The organism is Mesorhizobium sp. BR1-1-13, assembly GCF_020165515.1.
In the GTDB taxonomy this organism is placed as follows: Bacteria; Pseudomonadota; Alphaproteobacteria; order Rhizobiales; family Rhizobiaceae; genus Mesorhizobium.
On record NZ_JAIUIH010000008.1, the window covers coordinates 34,776 to 53,484 of the forward strand.

Genomic DNA, 18,709 nt, shown 5'->3' on the forward strand with positions numbered 1-18,709 from the left:
ACGAGCGCCTCGTCAGGCTGCGTGGTGTTCCCGGCGGTCAGTTCGAACCGGCGTCCAATCTCCAGCTTCGCCAAGGAATGGGCTCACTCTTGTCTTCGACAAGATTACCTCAGCCGAAGACTCCAATCACGTACTCGAAAGCTGATGGCTGAGAAGGCAATTGTTGGCCAGGAGGCTGTTCAGGGAAAGTTTGCCGTTGTTCGACCGCTCCGCCAAAGGAGGGTGCTTGAGGCCCAGCCAGCCCGCCTCCCGCGCCTCTTTGGGCGAGATTCCGAACTCGCGCTTGAATGTCCGGCTATATGTCGAGGGATCCATGAAGCCCCACTCCTCCGCAATGCTCGAAATCGGGCGTCCGTCCGCGATGTTCCCGAGCGCGTCCCTCGTTTTCAGCAGCCGCTGTCGCCGGATATAGTGCGAGATTCCTCCGGCTGGTTCGAAAATCCGATAAAGTCGGGAGCGTGAAATGCCGAGGTCTTGCGAGAGCTTTCCCGGTGTCAGATTCCGGTCGGCCAGATTGGCTATTATGATCTTGTTTGCGCGGGCCATGATGACCGCGTCGATCGGCTCCTGTGCTTCGAAAAAGTGATCCCGGGACGGGGAAATGCATGCGGCAAGCAGGCTGGTGGTCGCCGATGCGATATACGGGACGTCGTTTTCGGTGCGATCGGGGAAGGAATGATAGAGCAGCAGAACATAGTCGGCGACGAACGCAGCCATCTCGGGCCGGATATCGAGCGTGAAGGGTTGCGAGAAGGCGAAATCCCGCGGAAGGAATAGCGCAAGGACACCGTCATCCTCACCCTGGTCTTCATGGGGTGCACCTAGGCATTGCCAGCGTAGCTGTCCCATTCTTGGCGGGCCGCCGCCCGCGGGGATTGTCTGGGGCACCGAGAGAGCCCAGTGGTCGAACACCGGACTCCTTCTGCTGCGCCACCGCCGACGGTACCCCATCCCGGGATATTCGATGAAAGCCAGCACGAGGCTCTCCAATCGCCACGCCCGCTCGCGCGCCGAGAACGAGCCGAACTCGTCTCGCAGCAATTCGACGTCGGCAATATTTGAGTGCCAACTCCGGAAAAGGTCGAATTGCTCGGCCGGTGGCGCCTGCGAGGTATCAACGTCTACGACGCATCTTAGAGGTTCTGCGGTCCCGATCGCTTCGCTTTCGCTGACAATTGATGGCTTGTCTTGCATTGAGGCAAACTCATTGCTTGAAAGAGGGTGACGGCAACCCCATGGAATTCTCGATCAAGAGACCAGACGTGTCGGGCTCAGCCCCGGCGGATGTAGCCGCGGCGAGATCGAGGTTATGCGACTTGAAATCCCGACACCCGCACCTGCTTGGGTGGTATAGAACCAGTCGACAAGAACATCTCGCCCAGCCAGCAGAATCGATGATGTGCGGATGTCGGCCGCGTGTATGGCAACTGCTCCAGCGATCGGCTCGCCAAGAGTATCGCTTCGTACTGTTACCTCCATCACAAGCTCCTATCGCGCTAGCAGATCAACAATGAACGATGTGCCTTTCGCAAGGAGACGGTCCTGACAATTAAAAATCCAGAGTGGAGTTATCGAAAATCATGATGCTAAAGACGAGGACAAGGCCGAGCTTAAACGGTCAGCGATTTTTGAAAAATATGCGAGGAATCCATAATATGGGTTTGACGTATATTTCTTGTAGCTTGTGGGATGATCTCCAGGCGCCCCCGACCTCTGCCAGGAATCCGTCACTGTCTTGACGAAAGGGACAATCCCAATGAATTGTTGATCAGGAGGTTGCTCAGGATGCCAGCATCCGCGACTGGCTCATCCACAGTCAGCCAGGTCGAATGCTTGACGCCCTGCCACCCGAGTTCGCGCGCTTCTCTTGGAGAGATGCCGAACTCTGTTTTGAACATCCGGCTGTAGGTAGACGGATCGTGGAAGCCCCATGCTTCGGCTATGCTGGAGATCGTTCGCTTGTCCGAACTATCCGCCAGGGCGTCGCGCGTTTTGAGCAGCCGCTTGCGTCGCACATAGTTGGACACACCGCCTACCGGCTCGAAAATCCGGTAGAGACGGGAGCGCGAGACACCGACCGCACGGCAGAGTTTGTTGGGCGTCAAGTCGGGATCGCTCAACCTCTCCGCGATACGCTTGGCGATCCGAGCGGCAGACACCGCGTTCACAGGCCCTTGTGCCTCTGCCAGATGATCTTTTGTCGGCATAAGAGCCGCCGCGGAAATATTGGCGGTCGCGGTAACGATATGGGGTAGATCCGCTTCTCTCAAGTGAGGAAGTGAGCGATGCAGGAGAACCGCGTAGTGGGCAAGAAAATCAAGCGCTGCGTCGCTGGCTTCGATTTTCGATGATCTGGTTGCCGGCCATGTGCGCGGCAGAAAAAGTGTGATGAACAGGTCGTCGTTGCTCACTCCAACATCGGGCAGGGCCAGACACCTCATGCGGGGCCGACGAGATATCATCTCGCCCCCAGCACACCGCGAGAACGGCACCGACAGCATCCAGTGATCCAACAGCGGTCGTCTGCGATGTTCCCATTGTATCTCGTAGCCGGAGCCTGGAATTTCGATGGAACTCAACGCCAGATCGCCCAACTGCCATACCTGATGACGAGCCGGGAAGGCGGAGTGCTCAGCTCGAAGAAGCTGTATTTCGGCAGCCCCGGTAAACCATGATCGATAGAAATCAAACTGTTCGGCTGGGGGGGCCAGCAAGCTGCTTACGTCGATGGCGCATCTTAGAGGTTCACCCGCAAAAGGGTCGGTGGGAACGCCGGCAGCGGTTACTCTCGCGTCCATAACAAACTCCTGTCGTACAAGAGACGCCGAAGTATAGGCAACTCAAGGGGTCGGCAGGCCGTATCCCGCAAGGAAAACCGACAATAAAACACGCCTCAACCTGCCGCCGCGGATGAGATTGATTTGAGACAATCTTAAGCCGGAGATACGCCCCTAGAGTGGGCTAGGAATCCCAAACGTAGGCAATGCGTTTATTTCTCGTGGAAACTGGGACAGCGTTTTTCCCATCGTATTTACCCTTGCGACCATGGCCATTCTCGTCGGCGCCGAGCGCACCTTGTGGAGTGACTTGCATTTCTCTTGCTTGCGACCCACCGGTCGGAAGGTCTGTTGCGGCCCACTGAGGTCGCGCCATGAGAATCTCCTGACGGCCAACCAATTTCTATCCACTTTCCGACGGAGTGCCTGAAAGCTCTCGGATTGGGGTGGTTCAGTAGGCAAATAGGCCGAATGCGGGCTGCACATAACTGTGATGAGGCTCTACGCGTAGGTATGTTCTTGGCTTTAGGATTCGCCGACCGCGGGGGATCCGGCATTTCTGCCGACTGCCTCCGTCCAACAGGAGCCGACGGCTCCATCGTTTTCCACCCTGATCAAAATGCCTGGGGCCCCGCGTTAACCAGCCTCGGATCGGCAGGTTGGGCATCCCATCGGTCTGGTGCTGCGTGTCTCCAGAAGCGCCGACGCGCCTCACTGGGGGAGCATCCGAAGATTGACGTATAGGCTCCAGCGAAACGGCCCAGGTGCCAGAAACCAAAGCTCATGGCGATATCGGTGATCGAGAGGCGATCGCCCTGCGTCAGGATAAGGCCGTGCGCGGCCCGAAGCCGCCGCTCCCGCTCGTAAGCTCGAGGGCTGACTCCCAGACGTTCCTGAAAGGCGCGCTCCAACATTCGCTCGCCAATGCCCAGTACCTCGCAGACGGCACTGACGGAAACAGGGCTATGAGGCTTTGCCTCCAGAATGGCCAGGGTAGCGTCAACGATCTCGCGCCGATCGCTGGAGCCGGGGGCGCGGGGGGACGGTTGCTCCGGGAGGGAAAGCACCCGCGCGAGCGCGGCGCCCGCTTCGCTCGCCGCAACGGCCAGGCCGGCACTTAGGTCATAGCCACGCTGTGCTGCAGCTGCGGCGAACCCTACGGTTCGCAGCAGCTTCTGCTGAAGCTCCAGCTCGGCTCCTGCCGTGAGGCGTTGCTCATGTATCCCTGGCGTCAACGAGCTCCTCTGGCCCAGGTGGGAGGCTGATGCCGTGCGCAGAGACTCGAGCGCGGACCCACGCAGACCGATCCGCATGAGGCGATAGCTTCCTGGCATCTCCAGCTTGAATTCCGTTCCCGGGCCGATGATCCGCAACTGCGGTACTTCACTCCGTTGTCCGTTGAAGGTCGTGGCTTCGCCCCAGAGGAACACCGCCGTCAACGCATCGTCATTGATCGCCCCAGACATGGCGATGCCACCCTTGTCCCGCAAATCGAGGACGAACGTGTCGCCATAGTCTATCGTTGCAAGGCTCGATGCATGGCGCTGCTCGCCAATCTGCTGGATATGGAATTCCGCGTCGGGATCAGACTCGCGGGTGCGCGCGACCACGGAATTATATTGGCGGGCGTACCAGTTAGGAGCCTCCAACAACGAGGGCCTCTCCAAGTCTTTTGTCCGGACTGGGGTTGGACGCGATCGCTTTCGTCCAACTCGGTAAGTCAAGCAACCGAGTCCGGCTTGTTTCTGCGGGCGATCTTTATAATCAGAAGAATGATTCCGATGGCAAAGAGAAGACAGCCAACCATGATGCTCGATGGAGAGCCATAGCGATAGCCCGATGCAAAAATGAGAAAGCCTATGAGCAAGAGGCCGATAGCTATCAATTTGTTTGCCAACAGGGCCTTGGTGTTTCCTTCCATTGTCGCAGCTCCTTAAAATTTGACGTTTCGAGGTGGTGTCGAGGGTCTTTCTGGCTTTCGCTCTATTCGGTCTTTTCTTCCGGCTTCCAGGAAGCCGACTGAACATTCGAGTCGAGCGCGAGGTGAGCGACGACGCGTTCGACTGATTGCGCATCATCACGGTTGCTGAACAACGTTGCTTCTATTCTCATGGCGTCGCCCTCATTGATGGGTTGGCTGTTCGGATCGGGTGATGCCGATGACGTCTCGACGACGCCCGGCCGGTGTGTGGCCGGCACAACGACAGTCAGCTGCGAAAAACCCAGTGTCGGGGAACGATCCCGCGAATAGGGCGGTTCGGAGATAGGGGATCTTGTGCGCGTGGTGGCGATCAGGAAGGGAATAGCCGACATTTCGTTGCTAATTTGTACAGGCGAGGCAAGGCCCGTCACGGTTCTTGGACCGGCGCAGCTTTGCACCAGCAACGCCAGCGAGATAACCAACACAAATCGTCCTGCGGGGTTTTGCATGCTGCTGGCCGCGCCGGCTTATCTTCGTAAACTCACCAGCCTTTGGCCATCCTTGTCCAACAGTTGCACTCGTCCTGTCTGTGGGGCTTCAAAGCGATGGACGGACCCGAGTGCCTTCAGAAGATTGCGCTCTTGATCCATGAGTGGCTGATCGCAGATCATCCTGGACGAGCCGGTTTCCGAGACCGTCAGCGCTTCCCCGGTCAAGGCGAAGCCGCCAAAGAACCGATTGCACGAACCATTCCCATGGATGCGTCCATCCGGCTCGAAGGCAAGGGTGGGTTTCGAACCCGCGACCGTGGTTACTTCTCGAATCTCGTCCACGAGCCAATCTCCGTGAAGGAGGTCGCCCGGCTCTCCGGCGCAGCCCTCAAATTTCCGATCGCCAAGGATGACGGTCGCGGTTTGGGGGTATGGCATTCCGCTCATGGTATCGACGCATATTTTGGCAGCGACGGTCACCGCGAGTTGCCGGCCGCCGACCGTTGCCAAATAGGTGTCGGCGTCGCCTTGCCTTGTAGGGTTCGGAGCCGGCTTAACCGTGAAGGTCTCGCCCCCTAAGGCGTTGAAGCTGAGCGCGGTGTCCGAGATACTGATCTGCCAGCCCGGCTCGTTGCCGCGTGCGGTCAGCGCCGCGGCCTCCGCATTGCCCGTCGCGGTGGCGAACACCGACAACACCGCAAGTGAAGCGGCTAATGACGGAGACGAGCAGGAATCTGGGCTCACGGTTGCAGCCTCCAGACGAAGCGTCACTGAATTCGAAGGCCGCCCGGAAACCGGCCTCTGGCGGGGCAGCTTCGCCAAAAATATTGCGCCGAATGTACTGACATCCGGCCGTCAGTCTATCGTCGCGGTTCGGAGAACGAGTCCATTCGGCGAAAAATGGACGCAAAGCCAAGAATTGAGATTCCAAGAATATGGATGATGGCCGCGGACCATCTCGGCCGCCCTTTGGCGAGGACGAACCTCAACGGGATGGTTCGATCGTATCGAGGCGTTCCGCACGGTCTCCCGGACGCCGGAACGACAGATACTCGGTTGCTTTTTGGACGACAAAATAGACGGAGGGGATGATCAGCAGGCCGATCGTCGTAGCCGCGGCCATGCCCCCGAAAATTGTGACGCCAACAGCCCGCCGCGCGCCTGCGCCCGCGCCGGTCGACACGACAAGAGGAATGATCCCGAGGATGAAGGAAACCGCGGTCATCATGACCGCCCTGAAGCGCTGCTCGGCCCCGGTCCGCGCGGCCTCCACTATGCTCTGTCCTTCGTCGCGCCGCTCCTTGGCGAATTCCACGATCAGGATGGCATTCTTTGCCGCCAGCCCGATCAGCAGCACCATGGCGATCTGCACGTAGAGGCTGTTCTGCAACCCGAAGACCTTCAATGCCGCGATGGCGCCGAAGAGAGCCGCTCCGAGCGAAAGGATAACGACCAACGGAAGCGACCAGCTCTCGTATTGGGCGACAAGAAAGAGATAGGCAAAGAGGAACGCCAGCGCGAAGACCAGACCCTCCTGGCCGCTGCCGCGACGTTCTTGAAACGACAGGCCCGACCATTCGAAACCATAGCCGTTCGGCAAAACCTGGGCCGCTGTCTTCTCCATTGCGTCCATGGCGCCGCCGCTCGAGCTTCCAGGTGCGGTAATGGCGTTTATAGGAGCGGCGACCGACAGGTTGTAGCGCTGAATGGCGAACGGCGACAGGATCGTCGTCAGCGACGTCAGAGTGTTCAAGGGCACCATGGTGCCGTTCCGGCTGCGCACGTGCAGGTCCAAGATGTCTTCCGCATGGGCACGGAAATCGGCATCGGCCTGCAGATTGACCTGGAACACGCGGCCGTTGAGCGTAAAATCATTTACGTAGCGCGATCCGAAAGCCGCGCCGATCGTGGAGTAGACGTCCGACACGCTTACCCCGAGCGCCTCGGCACGCGTTCTGTCCACGTCGACATAGACTTGCGGGACATTGGCGCTGAAGGTGGTGGCGGCCCCGCCGAGTTCGGGCAGGTGATTGAAGGCGCCAAGCAGGGCGCTGACGACCTGCGCGATCTCCTGCGGCGGTTGCCCTTCTAGCGCCTGCAGGCGGAAGTCCAGGCCACCGACCGAGCCGATGCCGGCGATCGCCGGCGGAGCGAACACGGCGACATTCGCGCCAGGGATCTGGGAAAATTTCATCCGCAGCGCCTGCAGGATGCCGGCGAGCTGCAGTTCCCTGGACGTGCGCTCGTCCCAGGGCTTCAGCGCCGCGACCGCCATTGCGCCGCTGGGCGAACTCGTCGACTGAAGGATGCTGAATCCCGCAACCGTGATGACGTCTTGCACGCCGCCGGTGTCGGCCAGAATCTTGCGCACGTCCTCCACGATGGCTTTCGTGCGATCGAGTGAAGCGGCATTGGGCAACTGGATGTCGACGAACAGCGCGCCCTGGTCCTCGTCGGGCAGGAAGGTCGACGGCAGCCCGGTGAAGATCAGATAGGCGGCGGCAAAACAGGCAAGCAATCCCGCCAAAGGCACGTACCAATGCCGCACCAGAAACCCGACGAGGCGTCCATAGCCGTCGCGCGTCCTGTTCATGAATGCCGTGAACCAGGCCAAGGGGCCGCGCTTGAAATGACCCGCATGGCGCCGCAGAAGCAGTGCGGCCAGCGCCGGGCTCAGGGTCAATCCAACAAACGAGGAAATCACCAGCGCCGAAGACAGCGTCACGGCGAACTGCCGGTAGAGCTGGCCACCTATGCCGCCGAGAAACGCTGTCGGCGTCACCACGGCCAGCAGCACCAGGGTCGTGGATATGATCGGCCCGGTGATCTGGTGCATCGCCTTGCGCGTGGCGTCGGCGACCCCGATGTCCGGCGTATCCTCCAGCACATGCTTGACGTTCTCAACGACAAGGATGGCATCGTCCACCACCAGGCCGATTGCCAGCACCAGCGCCAGAAGAGAAACCATGTTCAGCGAATAGCCGGCGGCAAACAGCACCGCCAAGGCGCCGAGCATGGAAACCGGGATGGCAAGCGCGGATATGAACGTGGCGCGCCAATCCTGCAGGAAGACATAGGTGACCGCGAGAACGATCAGGAACGCTTCAAGCAAGGTTCGAGTCGTCAGCGAGATGCTGGCATTCACGAAGCGGGTCGCGTCGTAGACGATGTGATACTGCATGCCTTTGGGAAAGCGTGACGAAAGGCGCTCCAGTTCGGCGCGTACCGAGGCCGCGGTCTGGATGGCGTTGGCGCCGGGCGACTGGTTGATCTGCATCATCGCCGATGCGTGTCCGGCAAAGCTGGCGCTCGAAGCATAGCTTCGCGCGCCGAGCTCGAGTCGCGCGATGTCGCGCAGGTAGACCTTGGCCCCCGACGAGCCCGTGCGCACGACGATGTCGCCGAACTCCTCGACGCTCCTCAGCCGCCCCTGCGCGACCAGCGTGTACTGCAGCTCCGAGCCTTGCGCCTGCGGCGGCGCGCCCGCCTGCCCGAGTGTCGCCTGGATGTTCTGGCGTTGGATGGCGGCTGAGACATCGTCGGGCGTCAGCCCAAGCGCACCCATGCGCTGTGGGTTGAGCCATACCCTCATCGAGTATTCCGAGGCCCCCGCGACCGAAGCCTCACCGACGCCCCGCACACGCGATATCGTGTCGGCGATGGTCGTGGTGATGAAATTCGTGATCGCCAGCGCATCGAGGCTGTCGTCCGGTGAATAGAAAGCGATGCCAAGAATGAAATCCGGCGAGCGAGCGCGCACGGACACGCCTTGCTGCGCAACCGCCGCCGGCAGCCGCGAGATCGCCAGTTGGGCACGGTTCTGTACGTTGATCTGCGCCGTCTCGGGGTCGGTTCCGACTTCGAAGGTCACCGACAGCGTGTATTGGCCGGCGTTGGAGCTGGTGGACGACATGTACATCATGTGATCCACGCCATTTATGGCCGTCTCCAGCGGGCCACCGACGACGTCGGCGATGACTTCCGCGCTTGCTCCCGGATAGGAGGCCGACACTGTCACCGTTGGAGGGCTGATCTGCGGGTATTGCTGTATGGGAAGAGAAAACACCGCGATCGCACCGGCGATCGAAATGATGATCGAGATAACGATCGCGAGCCGGGTGCGGGTGATGAACAGGTCCGAGATCATTGCGTGCCCTCGCTTTCGCGCGGGGTGACCTGCTGACCATCGGAAACGCGCTGCAGTCCTTCGACGACGATCGTCTCGCCGCCTTTCAATCCGCTCGTCGCTGCCCAGCGAGTGTCGATGCGCGCACCGGTCGTGATCGCCTGCCTGGTCACGGTATTGTTGTCGTTGAGCACGAAGACGAACTTGCCCTGGCGGTCCTGAAGAACGGACGCCATCGGCACCATCGGCAATTTTCTGGCGTCTTCATCGACGACTGTCAGCCGGACGAATTGGCCTGGCGCCAATATATGGTCGGGGTTGGGGAACAGCGCGCGTACGGCGACGGTGCCGGTCTGCTGGTTGACCTCATTGTCGATGAACTGCACCCGCCCCGGTGAAGCGAATTCGGTGCCGTTGGCGAGCAACAGGCTCAGGCGGAACCCGTTCGGATCGATTTTCTGGCCGCCGGCCAGTTTCTGCCTGATGTCGACCAAGGTGCTGTCGGCGATCGAAAATGCGACGCGAATAGGGTCGAGTTGCACGATGCGCGCCAATGGCGCGGAGCCGGGGCCCACGAGATTGCCGCGCGTCGCCAGGGAGCGGCCGATGGTGCCATCGATGGGAGACCTGATCTGAGCATAGGAAAGATTGAGTTCGGCCGTATGGAGCGCTGCGTTGGCGCTTTGGACATCCGCCGCGGCGACATCGAATGCAGCCTGCGCATCGTCCAGCGTGGCCTGAGCAATGGTCCTGCGATTGAGCAGGTCCCTGGCGCGCGACAGGCTTTGTTGCGCGGCATTGCGGGTGGCTTCGGATCGCGCCACTTGTGCTTGGGCCGACATCACCGCCGCCGACAGTTGATCCGGCTCGATTTCGAAAAGCAGATCGCCCTCCTTCACGCGCTGGCCTTCCGAAAACCGGATCTCCTTCAACAGGCCGGACACGCGCGCCTGAATGTCGACCGCGTCGATGGCCTCGACCTGCGCGTTGTATGTCAGCGGCGCGTTTGCTGGACCGGACTGGACTTTCTGCACGACCACCGGCACCGGCGCCGGCTGCGCGGTCTGCGTACGTGCCGCGCCCGCGAAGCCGGCCACGCCGACCAGCATTGCAGCCGCCACGATCTTGGCTCGAAAATCAAAATTGCTTTTCATCATGGGCCCTCGCATCCCGCTCTAAGGCCAAAACCTTCGTCCTGCGCACGCTTAGCGCAATGACGAGATACGCCAGTCCGGCAATCATCATGGAAAATCCGGCCACCAAGCCAGTCGGCATCTCTCTGACTATCGGCCACTTCAACAGTATGGAGAAGGCAGCAAATATGGCGACGATTCCGGAAACGGCGAACCAATACCAGCCGCCGACTTTCCTGACTTCCGTGGCAATGATTAGTTGAAGAATACCGTGGACGAATAGTACAAACGCTATGAACAGTGATATTGCGGCCGATGCTTTTATAGGGTTGAAGTAAATCATGATGCCGCCGATGAGCTCGAAGAAGCCGGTCAGTTCCTGCCACACGAAGCCCGCCCAACTTTTGATCCAGAGAGATTGGATGACCTTGATGACGCCGACTGCCGTCAGGGCCACGGCGAACACGACGTTGGATGCGAAATTGGAAACGCTGGGAACTGCGACTGAAAACACGCCGCCCGCAAGCAGGAGGAGCCCAAAGAGCAGAAACCTGCGCCACTTGCCCTGCTCGATTTCGGCCCGTTCATATGGCGTTGCAGGTGGGTGATCCGATGTTTCTGGCATGTCCCCGTTCCATGCAGGTTCTAAATATCGATCTCGCACCCTGCGGGCAGGGAAGAGAACCGAGAGCGCTCAACGGAAAGTATCAGGAAGTCTGCCGGACGGAGCGTCAGGAGCCTGTTTGGTTGCCTCGCGGCGAGATTTCCAGATGACGACGGCTGCCTAGTCGAGATTTTCTCGCGGCCTTGCTTCGTCAGGACCATGAGGCCGTGTCGGATTAACTGATCGCTGGGAAGTGAAGGCGGCATACGGCTTTCCGCTGACTCTCAAAGGGTGCTCTTGTGAAGCCGGCCGTCCTTCATGATGACGACGAAGTTCTTATGCGGATCCTCGATCAGCCGGATGTCGTCGAGCGGATTGCCGTCCACGACCAAGAGGTCCGCGAAAGCTCCTTCCTCGATGACGCCGAGCTTGCCAGGATAAGGGTTGCGCAGATTGGAGAGCGCGAGCAGTTCGGCATTGCCGGAGGTAGCCATCTGCAGGACTTCGGCGTTCTTGTACCAGTTGGCTAAATGCGTGAGCATCATGCTCTGGCGCGGACCCAACGCGGGCGAGAACAGCACGTCGGAGCCCCAGGCCGTCTTGATGCCGTGCTTGCGAGCGAAGGCATATATCCTCGGCGTGCCTGAGAAAAGCTGCTGGGCGCGGTCGGCGCTAGGTCCGGTCAGCGGGCCGGTGTCCTCCGCTGTCAGGAAAGGCTGGGTGCTGAGCCATGCGCCCTTCTCGGCGATCATGGCCGCCGTGTCCTCGTCCATCAGGTGCGCGTGCTCGATCGACTGCACCCCGGCTGCCAGCGCGCGCCGTATCGCGCGAGACGTATAGGCGTGCACGGTAACGTAGGTGTTCCAATCCTGTGCGACCTCGACGCCTGCCCGCAACTCTTCTTCGCTGAAGGTGACTATGTCCAGCGGACTGCGGGGCGACGATACGCCACCGCCGCCCACCAGCTTTATCTGTGACGCGCCTTGGAGGAGCTGCTCCCGGATCCGCATCTTCAGGTCGCCGATATTGTCGACGATGGCCGCTCCCCCCAGGAGTTCACCTTCGCTGAGCTTGCCGCCGTCGCGTGGAATCTCGCTTGGCAGGCGAAGATCGGCGTGGCCCCCGGAGGTCGTGATCATCGCGCCGGAGGGATAGATGCGCGGGCCAGGGATCAGCCCGGTGTCGATGGCCTGCTTGAAGGAGAAGGAGGGACCTCCCAGATCGCGTATGGTGGTGAAGCCGCGACTGAGTGTGCGATCCGCCTCGGCGGTGGACGCGGCGAAGATAATCCCCGGGTCGCCGTTAAGCAGGATGTTGACCGGAACCGCCGCGAAGATAGCATGCCAATGCGCGTCGATGAGCCCTGGCATGAGGACGCCATTGCGGCATTTGATGACGGTGGCGTTCTCCGGGGGAGGGGCGTTCGTCATATCGATTCCGGAAATCCTGCCGCCCTCCACCAGGATTTGCGCTCCGTCCTTCACCGCACCCGACTTGCCGTCGAATAGCCGGACCTCGCGAAACAGGATCTTGGAAGGGGGCGCGGCCGTCTGCGCGAAGGACGGCTTTGCCAGCACCCCGGCGATGGCGGCAGCCCCGAAACCGGAGAGAAAACTGCGCCTGGAAAAGGCCTCCAGACGACGAGAGACTCGTTGAAGATCGGGATTGAGACAACCGCAACCGGAACTGTGAACGAGGTGACCGTACTTCGAGCCTAGCCGCAGCATGTCTTTTGCTTTCGGTTGAGCGACACTGACACCTGTCGGACGGCGCTTCGTGTCGCGGTTCTTGTCGTTTCAGGTCCCGTTATTCGACCAGCACATCGCCGCCGACAGGATTGGCGCTGTCAAAGATGAGGAATACGATCGGAGTCCCCGACTCGGCTGTTGCATCGGTCCGCCTGGCGCCGACTTCGCCGCCGAGAGGCACGGAATATTCCGCGACGATTTCGCCGAAGGTGTTCCTCTGGACTGCAACTTTCTGTCCGGGCCGAACGGTCTCATTGAGTTCGACCAACAATTCGACGAAACCGCCATGCGTCGCGGTGACGGGAAACATGCCGTCCGCGACGAAAACGCTCGAATCCTTGCTGGTTCTGCCGATAGGGCCTGAAATTATTCCGTGGTGCTTGATGACGTTCATCGTTCCTTCGACGAACAGGGCGATCATGTCGTGATCGAAGATCCGCGGCTTGCCGATCTCGGGCGTGAAGGCTGGAATGCCGGCATCGATGAGGGCATTGGCAAGAAGGCCCGGCTCGCCAAAGTTGTCGAAAATCTGATCGACCGGATAGAGTTCCGCCATCGCGCGCACTTCGGGGATATCCATGCGCGCAAGGTGAAACGCAGTCGCGTCCATACCTGTGGCGGCTGTATGAAAATCGATTGCATAGTCGAGGTTTGACCGCAGAAGCCGGTTGAATATCAGGCCGGCGTGGCGCGTCGGCGCGTCGGGAGCGCCCTCATTGCCAGGGAACAACCGATTGATGTCGATCAGGTCGATCCCGCGCCCAGAATTCGGCCATCGCCGTTCCATGCCCTCCATTGCGGGGCGTGAAATGTCGAATACCGCCATCACGGATCCGGACATCGCGGCCGGATCGAGCTCACGCATTACGGATTGCACCGTGTGAATGGGGCTCATTTCGTCGCCATGCACCCCGCTCGTCAGCCCCAGCCGTTTGCCCGGGGCTGCCCCCTTGGCGACCATCACCGAGACGTACCAGTGCTGGCCCGTCGGCATCTGTACGCCCTGGAAATAAAAGCTGTGCTTGCCTGGTTCCAGATCCGAGATGTCAAGCGAACTGATGACCTTCTTTTCGTCGATGACATCGCCGGTATAGACGGTCCCCGACGTCCCTGCGGGAGACGCGCTTGCAGCTGCCGAGCCAGTTTGTGCCTGCGCCGGCCCGGCGATGAGCGCAGCGGCAGCGCCGATCGTGGCGACTGACGCGATCATGAAGTCGCGACGTCCGAGGCCCTCGCTGGTTTCATGCGCCATGGCTGTGGTCCCTGCCGATGAGGATCATGCTGCAGATCTCGCGGTGACGCCTGTGACGGCGGCTAGATCGTCCTTACCGATTCCCGTTGTGCGCGTGGTATCCGGGCATTAGTCCCACAAGACATTTCAGGGAGTACAGCCTCCAACAAGAAAAATGGACTGGTGGTCTAAGATTGGGATGCTTTGCATACTGGGTTGAGAGCCACCACAACCGGTGTGAGAAGCCTCGGATATGACGCAGTCACCTCCACAACTTCGTCGGGTACAATTAAGCCCCGTTCGCGAATTCCTAGCGATACCTCAAATGGGCCAGATGACATGTTAACGATTGATTAACATGCTTCTATGCTGGTAGTAGACAGGGTATTATATCCACCTTCAACATTGCTTGCCGGAATTGTATATATTAGAATGAACTAATGTGCTTGCAATAACCCGTGTTGCACCAACAAAGACGGATAGTTGCTATGGATGCTATAGTTCATGCCGCCGGGCTATCTGGAGGAGCAGGTGCCGAGAAGTCCCTGCAATGCGCCGTCGACATCGATACCTCCACGGCACCACCTGCTAAGCAATTCGACCTGTTTCGAACCTGGTATCAAGGCGTTGCCGACACTGAACTTATGCAAGAACAGAGCCATTCGTTTCCAGCGCATGAAACAGTGTGGGATCTGGGAACGTTGGCTGTCATGTTCCTCGAATTGCCTGGCAGTGGCTACCGCTGTCGCTGGCGGCATTTGAAAAACCCTTCGGTGGATAATTGGTATTTGAGCCTGCCCTTGTCCAAGGGCAGGCTTCCTGGAAGTTGGCAGGTCGTGAGAACGACCCTGCAATCTTTTGCAGAGCCCTACGAATGCGTGATGGAGAACGACGCCCTCCTTGCCGTTTTCCTGCCACGCGACCTGCCTTTCATCCAATCGTCCAGGATTGAAATACGTGAGGAGTCGAAAAGACTCCTGGCAGACTATATGCTTCTGCTGCACCGTTCTTTTTCCGATCTGAGGGCCGTGGATGTATCGCACATTGCCACTGCCACCACCAATCTGCTGGCTGCTTGCGTGTCACCATCGCATGACCGCATCACCGAGGCGAAGCGTGTGATCGACGCCGTGATCGCCGAGCGCGCTGCTAAAATCATCGCACAAAGTTTGAATGACCAGTCCTTGGCATCCGAAAGGCTTTGCCGCGAACTCGGTGTGTCCCGCTCTCGCCTCTACCGGATATTCGAACCGGCTGGAGGTGTTTCGAATTATATTCGCCACAAACGCCTGCTCAAGACACGTGATATACTTTCCGACAGCTTGGATGGGCGCCCGATCTCCGCCATTGCCGGGGATTGGGGCTTCACGGATCCATCGGCGTATAGCCGGATGTTCAGGAAGGAATTCGGCATTACGCCAAAGGAGGCACGCGTGGAAGGCTGGCAAGGCGCCCAGGCCACGAGCTCGCAGCAGATCAGTCAGCCTGACAGCAGGGCGAACACGCTGAGTGGCCTTCTGCTGCGAAACAGCTTTGGGCCCTAGACTGCGATGGCGCCGGCAAGGATGCCGTAGATTGCCGCGACCGCGCCAAGTGCGGCGACGACGAACATCCCCATCTCCGCGGGAGTAAACACCCTCTGCCCCCGCTCCTTCCGAGCCATGACGAAGAGGATCGTGCCCGGTCCGTAGATGACGGCCGAGAGCAGCAGGTGCTTGGCGCTGGCGGCGTAGATGAGACCGGCCGTATAGATCAATGCTGTCGCTGCCCTTGCGAAATCGACACGCCGAGCTGCGGGATCGTTCTCGTAGCTCTCACCGCTCCATGCGAGCTTGAACCCGTAAGCGGCGACAAGAAGATATGGGATGAGGATCATGGAACTGGTCAGCTCGAGAGCGAGCCTGAAGGCCTGTTGAGCAAAGAGCGTCAGGACTAGAAAAACCTGCACGACCGTATTGGTCAGCCAGAGCGCCCGCGACGGGACGCCATGCTTGTTTTTATACGCAAGAAAACGGGGCATTGTCTGGTGATGTGATGCGGTGAACAGGATTTCAGCTGCCAGCAGCACCCAGGACAGATAGGCACCGGCAACGGAGATCAGCAGGCCGAAGCTGACGAACTTGGCGCCCCATGGCCCGACCACCGCTTCCAATACGCCGGCCATGGAGGGATTGCGCAGCGCTGTCAGTTCAGGACGAAGCATGATCCCGTAGGAGGGAATGGTGACCAGCACAAGCAGACAGAGCACGCCGAGAAAACCAAGGAGCGTCGCGACCCCGACATCCCCGCGGTTGCGTGCGTAACGCGAATAGACGCTCGCACCTTCGATTCCGACAAAGACGAATACGGTCACCAACATGGTCCCGCGAACCTGGCTCGCGATGCTGCCAACGCTGACTTCTTCCCCGCCCCAGAAATTGGCCGTGAAGATATCGGCGCTGAAGCCGTAGATAACGAAAACGATAAAGAGAAAGATCGGAATGATCTTGGCGTAAGTGACAATGGTGTTGATCGCCGCCGCTTCCTTGACGCCCCGCAGGATCAGCGAATGTACGATCCACAGAAGCATCGAGGAAATGACGATCGCCGTGATGGTATTGCCATCGCCGAACACAGGAAAGAAAAGCCCCAGCGTCGACTTTATCAGCACGAAATAGGAAACGTTGCCGAGAACGGCGGCAGACCAGTAACCGAGGGCCGAGAGGAAGCCGAGATAGTTGCCAAAGCCGGCCTTGGCATAGGCATACACGCCCGCATCGAGCTCCGGCTTGCGAACTGACAAAGTCTGGAAGACGAAGGCCAACATCAGCATTCCGACGCCGGCGATGGCCCAAGCGATCATGGCCCCGAACGGACCGGTTTCGCGACCAAAGGCCTGCGGCAACGAGAAGATGCCCGCGCCGACCATCGAACCGACGACCATAGCCGTCAGGGTCCATATCGAGAATTTTTGCTGAACGGTCGAGTTCATTGGATTTGGATCAACAATTCCTTTGGCGGACGACGGTCCAGCGGCCTCTTTGTTACGCCTGCAACCTAGCTCGAATCTGGCGCGCACGTGATTGGCATAAAATCCCACTAGTATACCTGACGTCCAAAACCTTTGCCTTGGCTCGTTTAACCGGTTGCCGACATTCGCATTTACTGCTTCTGATCAGACCTAACCTTGCTGGACCGAGACGTGTCGGCGAGGCGTCTGATCGCGAACTCTGGTTCGCGCAGCCAGGAGAGCGGTTTATGACTTCAAACGAAAATCAGAAGCTTTCGCTGTTTGCGCTAACCAGCATGGTTGTGGGATCGATGGTCGGCGCGGGCATCTTCAATCTGCCTGGCCGGTTCGCGACTGCGACAGGTCCGTTCGGCGCGATCATCGCCTGGGCAATTGCGGGAACCGGCATGTACATGCTGGCGCGGGTGTTCCAGGCGTTGGCCGAGAAGAGGCCAGACATCGACTCGGGCGTCTTCGCCTATGCCAAGGCCGGCTTCGGCAACTACATGGGCTTCCTGTCCGCCTTCGGCTACTGGCTGGGTAGTTGCCTGGGCAACGTCTTCTATTGGGTGCTCATCGGCTCGACGCTGGGGCGGTTCTTTCCGGGGATCTTTGGGGACGGCAGCAGCGCCATCGCCATCATCGTCTCGTTGATCGGCATCTGGGCTTTCCACTTCATGATCCTGCGCGGCGTCGAGCAGGCGACCTTCATCAATACTGTCGTGACGATCGCCAAGATCGTGCCGATCCTGGTCTTCATACTGCTCCTGATCTTCTTCTTCCATTTCGGGCAGTTCCGCGAGAATTTCTTCGGCGGCTTGGACATGCCGCCAAAGTCCCTGATCGCCCAGGTGCGCGACACAATGCTGATCACGGTCTTCGTCTTCCTCGGCATTGAGGGCGCCAGCGTTTATTCCCGCTTTGCCAAGGTGCGTTCCGACGTCGGTACGGCGACGATTCTCGGTTTCGTCGGCGTCACAGGCCTGATGGTAGCGGTCACGCTGCTGCCCTACGCGGCTCTGCCGCAATCGGCTGTCGCCGGTGTCCAGCAGCCGTCGATGGCCGGCGTTCTCGAAGCGGTCGTCGGTCACTGGGGTGCGGTCTTCATCTCGATCGGCGTTCTGATCTCGGTGCTCGGCGCCTATCTCGCCTGGTCCCTGATCTGCGCCGAGGTGCTGTTCGCGGCGGCGAAGTCGGAGGACATGCCAAGGCTCTTCGCAGCGCAGAATGGCAACAAGGTTCCCGCCAACGCACTCTGGCTCACCAACATCGTGGTGTCGCTCTTCGTGATCTCCACCTACTGGTCGCGGGACGCGTTCAACTTCATGCTCGACATGACGAGCGTCACCGCGTTGCTGCCCTACCTGCTCGTGGCTGGCTACGGCGTCCTGCTCGCCCGTAGCGGCGTTGGCTATGAAAAAACGCCGGATCAGCGCGGCCGCGACCAAATCTTCGCCTGGATCGCGGCGATTTACACGATCTTCATGTTCGTCGCCGCCGGGCTCAAATACGTGCTGCTTGTTGCCGTCCTCTTCGCGCCCGGAACTATCCTCTACGTCTGGGCGCGGCGCGAGCAGAAATTGCAGCTGTTCACGCTCGCCGAACTCTTCGTGTTCGCCGTCACGCTCATCGCTGGCCTGATCGGAGCCTACGGGCTGCTGACGGGCGCCATCGCACCTTGAACAGAAA

The 18,709-nt window shown here is 59.7% G+C and carries 14 protein-coding genes; 2 read left to right on the plus strand and 12 right to left on the minus strand.

Translation table 11 applies throughout. From position 1 onward, the window contains the following. Positions 1–126: 126 nt before the first annotated feature. From LB533_RS18915 to LB533_RS18965, 11 genes are all read right to left on the minus strand, one after another. A complete protein-coding gene (locus LB533_RS18915; protein WP_140641813.1) occupies positions 127–1,194 on the minus strand; it encodes a helix-turn-helix domain-containing protein in 1,068 nt (355 codons plus the stop codon). Between the two features lie 533 nt (positions 1,195–1,727). Then, a complete protein-coding gene (locus tag LB533_RS18920; RefSeq protein ID WP_224677917.1) occupies positions 1,728–2,798 on the minus strand; it encodes a helix-turn-helix domain-containing protein in 1,071 nt (356 codons plus the stop codon). A gap of 593 nt (positions 2,799–3,391) precedes the next feature. Continuing rightward, positions 3,392–4,429, minus strand: a complete 1,038-nt coding sequence (locus tag LB533_RS18925; RefSeq protein ID WP_140641817.1) for a helix-turn-helix domain-containing protein — start codon at positions 4,427–4,429, stop codon at positions 3,392–3,394. 68 nt (positions 4,430–4,497) lie between these two features. Next, positions 4,498–4,698, minus strand: coding sequence for a hypothetical protein (locus LB533_RS18930; RefSeq protein WP_140499417.1), 201 nt, complete (start codon positions 4,696–4,698; stop codon positions 4,498–4,500). A 62-nt stretch (positions 4,699–4,760) separates the two neighbouring features. Beyond that, complete coding sequence (locus LB533_RS18935; protein WP_140641819.1) at positions 4,761–5,207, minus strand: hypothetical protein; 447 nt, start codon at positions 5,205–5,207, stop codon at positions 4,761–4,763. Positions 5,208–5,225: 18 nt separating this feature from the next. Then, positions 5,226–5,933, minus strand: a complete 708-nt coding sequence (locus LB533_RS30030; protein ID WP_140641821.1) for an META domain-containing protein — start codon at positions 5,931–5,933, stop codon at positions 5,226–5,228. 241 nt (positions 5,934–6,174) lie between these two features. Beyond that, on the minus strand, positions 6,175–9,336 hold the full coding sequence (locus LB533_RS18945; protein WP_140641823.1) for an efflux RND transporter permease subunit: 3,162 nt from the start codon (positions 9,334–9,336) through the stop codon (positions 6,175–6,177). Next, positions 9,333–10,469, minus strand: coding sequence for an efflux RND transporter periplasmic adaptor subunit (locus LB533_RS18950; protein WP_224557474.1), 1,137 nt, complete (start codon positions 10,467–10,469; stop codon positions 9,333–9,335). The genes LB533_RS18945 and LB533_RS18950 overlap by 4 nt, the downstream gene beginning before the upstream one ends. Continuing rightward, a complete protein-coding gene (locus LB533_RS18955) occupies positions 10,453–11,073 on the minus strand; it encodes an HdeD family acid-resistance protein (RefSeq protein WP_140641827.1) in 621 nt (206 codons plus the stop codon). The genes LB533_RS18950 and LB533_RS18955 overlap by 17 nt, the downstream gene beginning before the upstream one ends. A gap of 263 nt (positions 11,074–11,336) precedes the next feature. Continuing rightward, positions 11,337–12,779 (minus strand): metal-dependent hydrolase family protein, encoded by a 1,443-nt coding sequence (locus LB533_RS18960; protein WP_140641829.1) that lies wholly within the window; start codon positions 12,777–12,779, stop codon positions 11,337–11,339. Positions 12,780–12,858: 79 nt separating this feature from the next. Beyond that, positions 12,859–14,052 (minus strand): succinylglutamate desuccinylase/aspartoacylase family protein, encoded by a 1,194-nt coding sequence (locus LB533_RS18965; protein WP_140641831.1) that lies wholly within the window; start codon positions 14,050–14,052, stop codon positions 12,859–12,861. A gap of 467 nt (positions 14,053–14,519) precedes the next feature. Between LB533_RS18965 and LB533_RS18970 the strand changes: the two genes are divergently transcribed. Then, positions 14,520–15,575: a helix-turn-helix domain-containing protein gene (locus tag LB533_RS18970; protein WP_224677918.1), complete on the plus strand. Its 1,056-nt coding sequence runs from the start codon at positions 14,520–14,522 to the stop codon at positions 15,573–15,575. Here LB533_RS18970 and LB533_RS18975 read toward each other — a convergent pair. Then, positions 15,572–17,002, minus strand: coding sequence for a basic amino acid/polyamine antiporter (locus LB533_RS18975; protein WP_140642096.1), 1,431 nt, complete (start codon positions 17,000–17,002; stop codon positions 15,572–15,574). The two genes, LB533_RS18970 and LB533_RS18975, sit on opposite strands and share 4 nt — an antisense overlap. Positions 17,003–17,268: 266 nt before the next feature. Between LB533_RS18975 and LB533_RS18980 the strand changes: the two genes are divergently transcribed. Beyond that, positions 17,269–18,702 (plus strand): basic amino acid/polyamine antiporter, encoded by a 1,434-nt coding sequence (locus LB533_RS18980; RefSeq protein ID WP_140641835.1) that lies wholly within the window; start codon positions 17,269–17,271, stop codon positions 18,700–18,702. Positions 18,703–18,709: the final 7 nt, after the last annotated feature.

What these genes read in the sequence shown, in the direction of transcription:
- LB533_RS18950 (WP_224557474.1), bottom strand. Translation starts at nt 10,469, where the DNA reads ATGAAAAGCAATTTTGATTTTCGAGCCAAGATCGTGGCGGCTGCAATG.
- LB533_RS18955 (WP_140641827.1), bottom strand. Translation starts at nt 11,073, where the DNA reads ATGCCAGAAACATCGGATCACCCACCTGCAACGCCATATGAACGGGCC.
- LB533_RS18935 (WP_140641819.1), bottom strand. Translation starts at nt 5,207, where the DNA reads ATGCAAAACCCCGCAGGACGATTTGTGTTGGTTATCTCGCTGGCGTTG.
- LB533_RS18945 (WP_140641823.1), bottom strand. Translation starts at nt 9,336, where the DNA reads ATGATCTCGGACCTGTTCATCACCCGCACCCGGCTCGCGATCGTTATC.
- LB533_RS18980 (WP_140641835.1), top strand. Translation starts at nt 17,269, where the DNA reads ATGACTTCAAACGAAAATCAGAAGCTTTCGCTGTTTGCGCTAACCAGC.
- LB533_RS18960 (WP_140641829.1), bottom strand. Translation starts at nt 12,779, where the DNA reads ATGCTGCGGCTAGGCTCGAAGTACGGTCACCTCGTTCACAGTTCCGGT.
- LB533_RS18920 (WP_224677917.1), bottom strand. Translation starts at nt 2,798, where the DNA reads ATGGACGCGAGAGTAACCGCTGCCGGCGTTCCCACCGACCCTTTTGCG.
- LB533_RS18915 (WP_140641813.1), bottom strand. Translation starts at nt 1,194, where the DNA reads ATGCAAGACAAGCCATCAATTGTCAGCGAAAGCGAAGCGATCGGGACC.
- LB533_RS18965 (WP_140641831.1), bottom strand. Translation starts at nt 14,052, where the DNA reads ATGGCGCATGAAACCAGCGAGGGCCTCGGACGTCGCGACTTCATGATC.
- LB533_RS18975 (WP_140642096.1), bottom strand. Translation starts at nt 17,002, where the DNA reads ATGAACTCGACCGTTCAGCAAAAATTCTCGATATGGACCCTGACGGCT.
- LB533_RS18970 (WP_224677918.1), top strand. Translation starts at nt 14,520, where the DNA reads ATGGATGCTATAGTTCATGCCGCCGGGCTATCTGGAGGAGCAGGTGCC.
- LB533_RS18930 (WP_140499417.1), bottom strand. Translation starts at nt 4,698, where the DNA reads ATGGAAGGAAACACCAAGGCCCTGTTGGCAAACAAATTGATAGCTATC.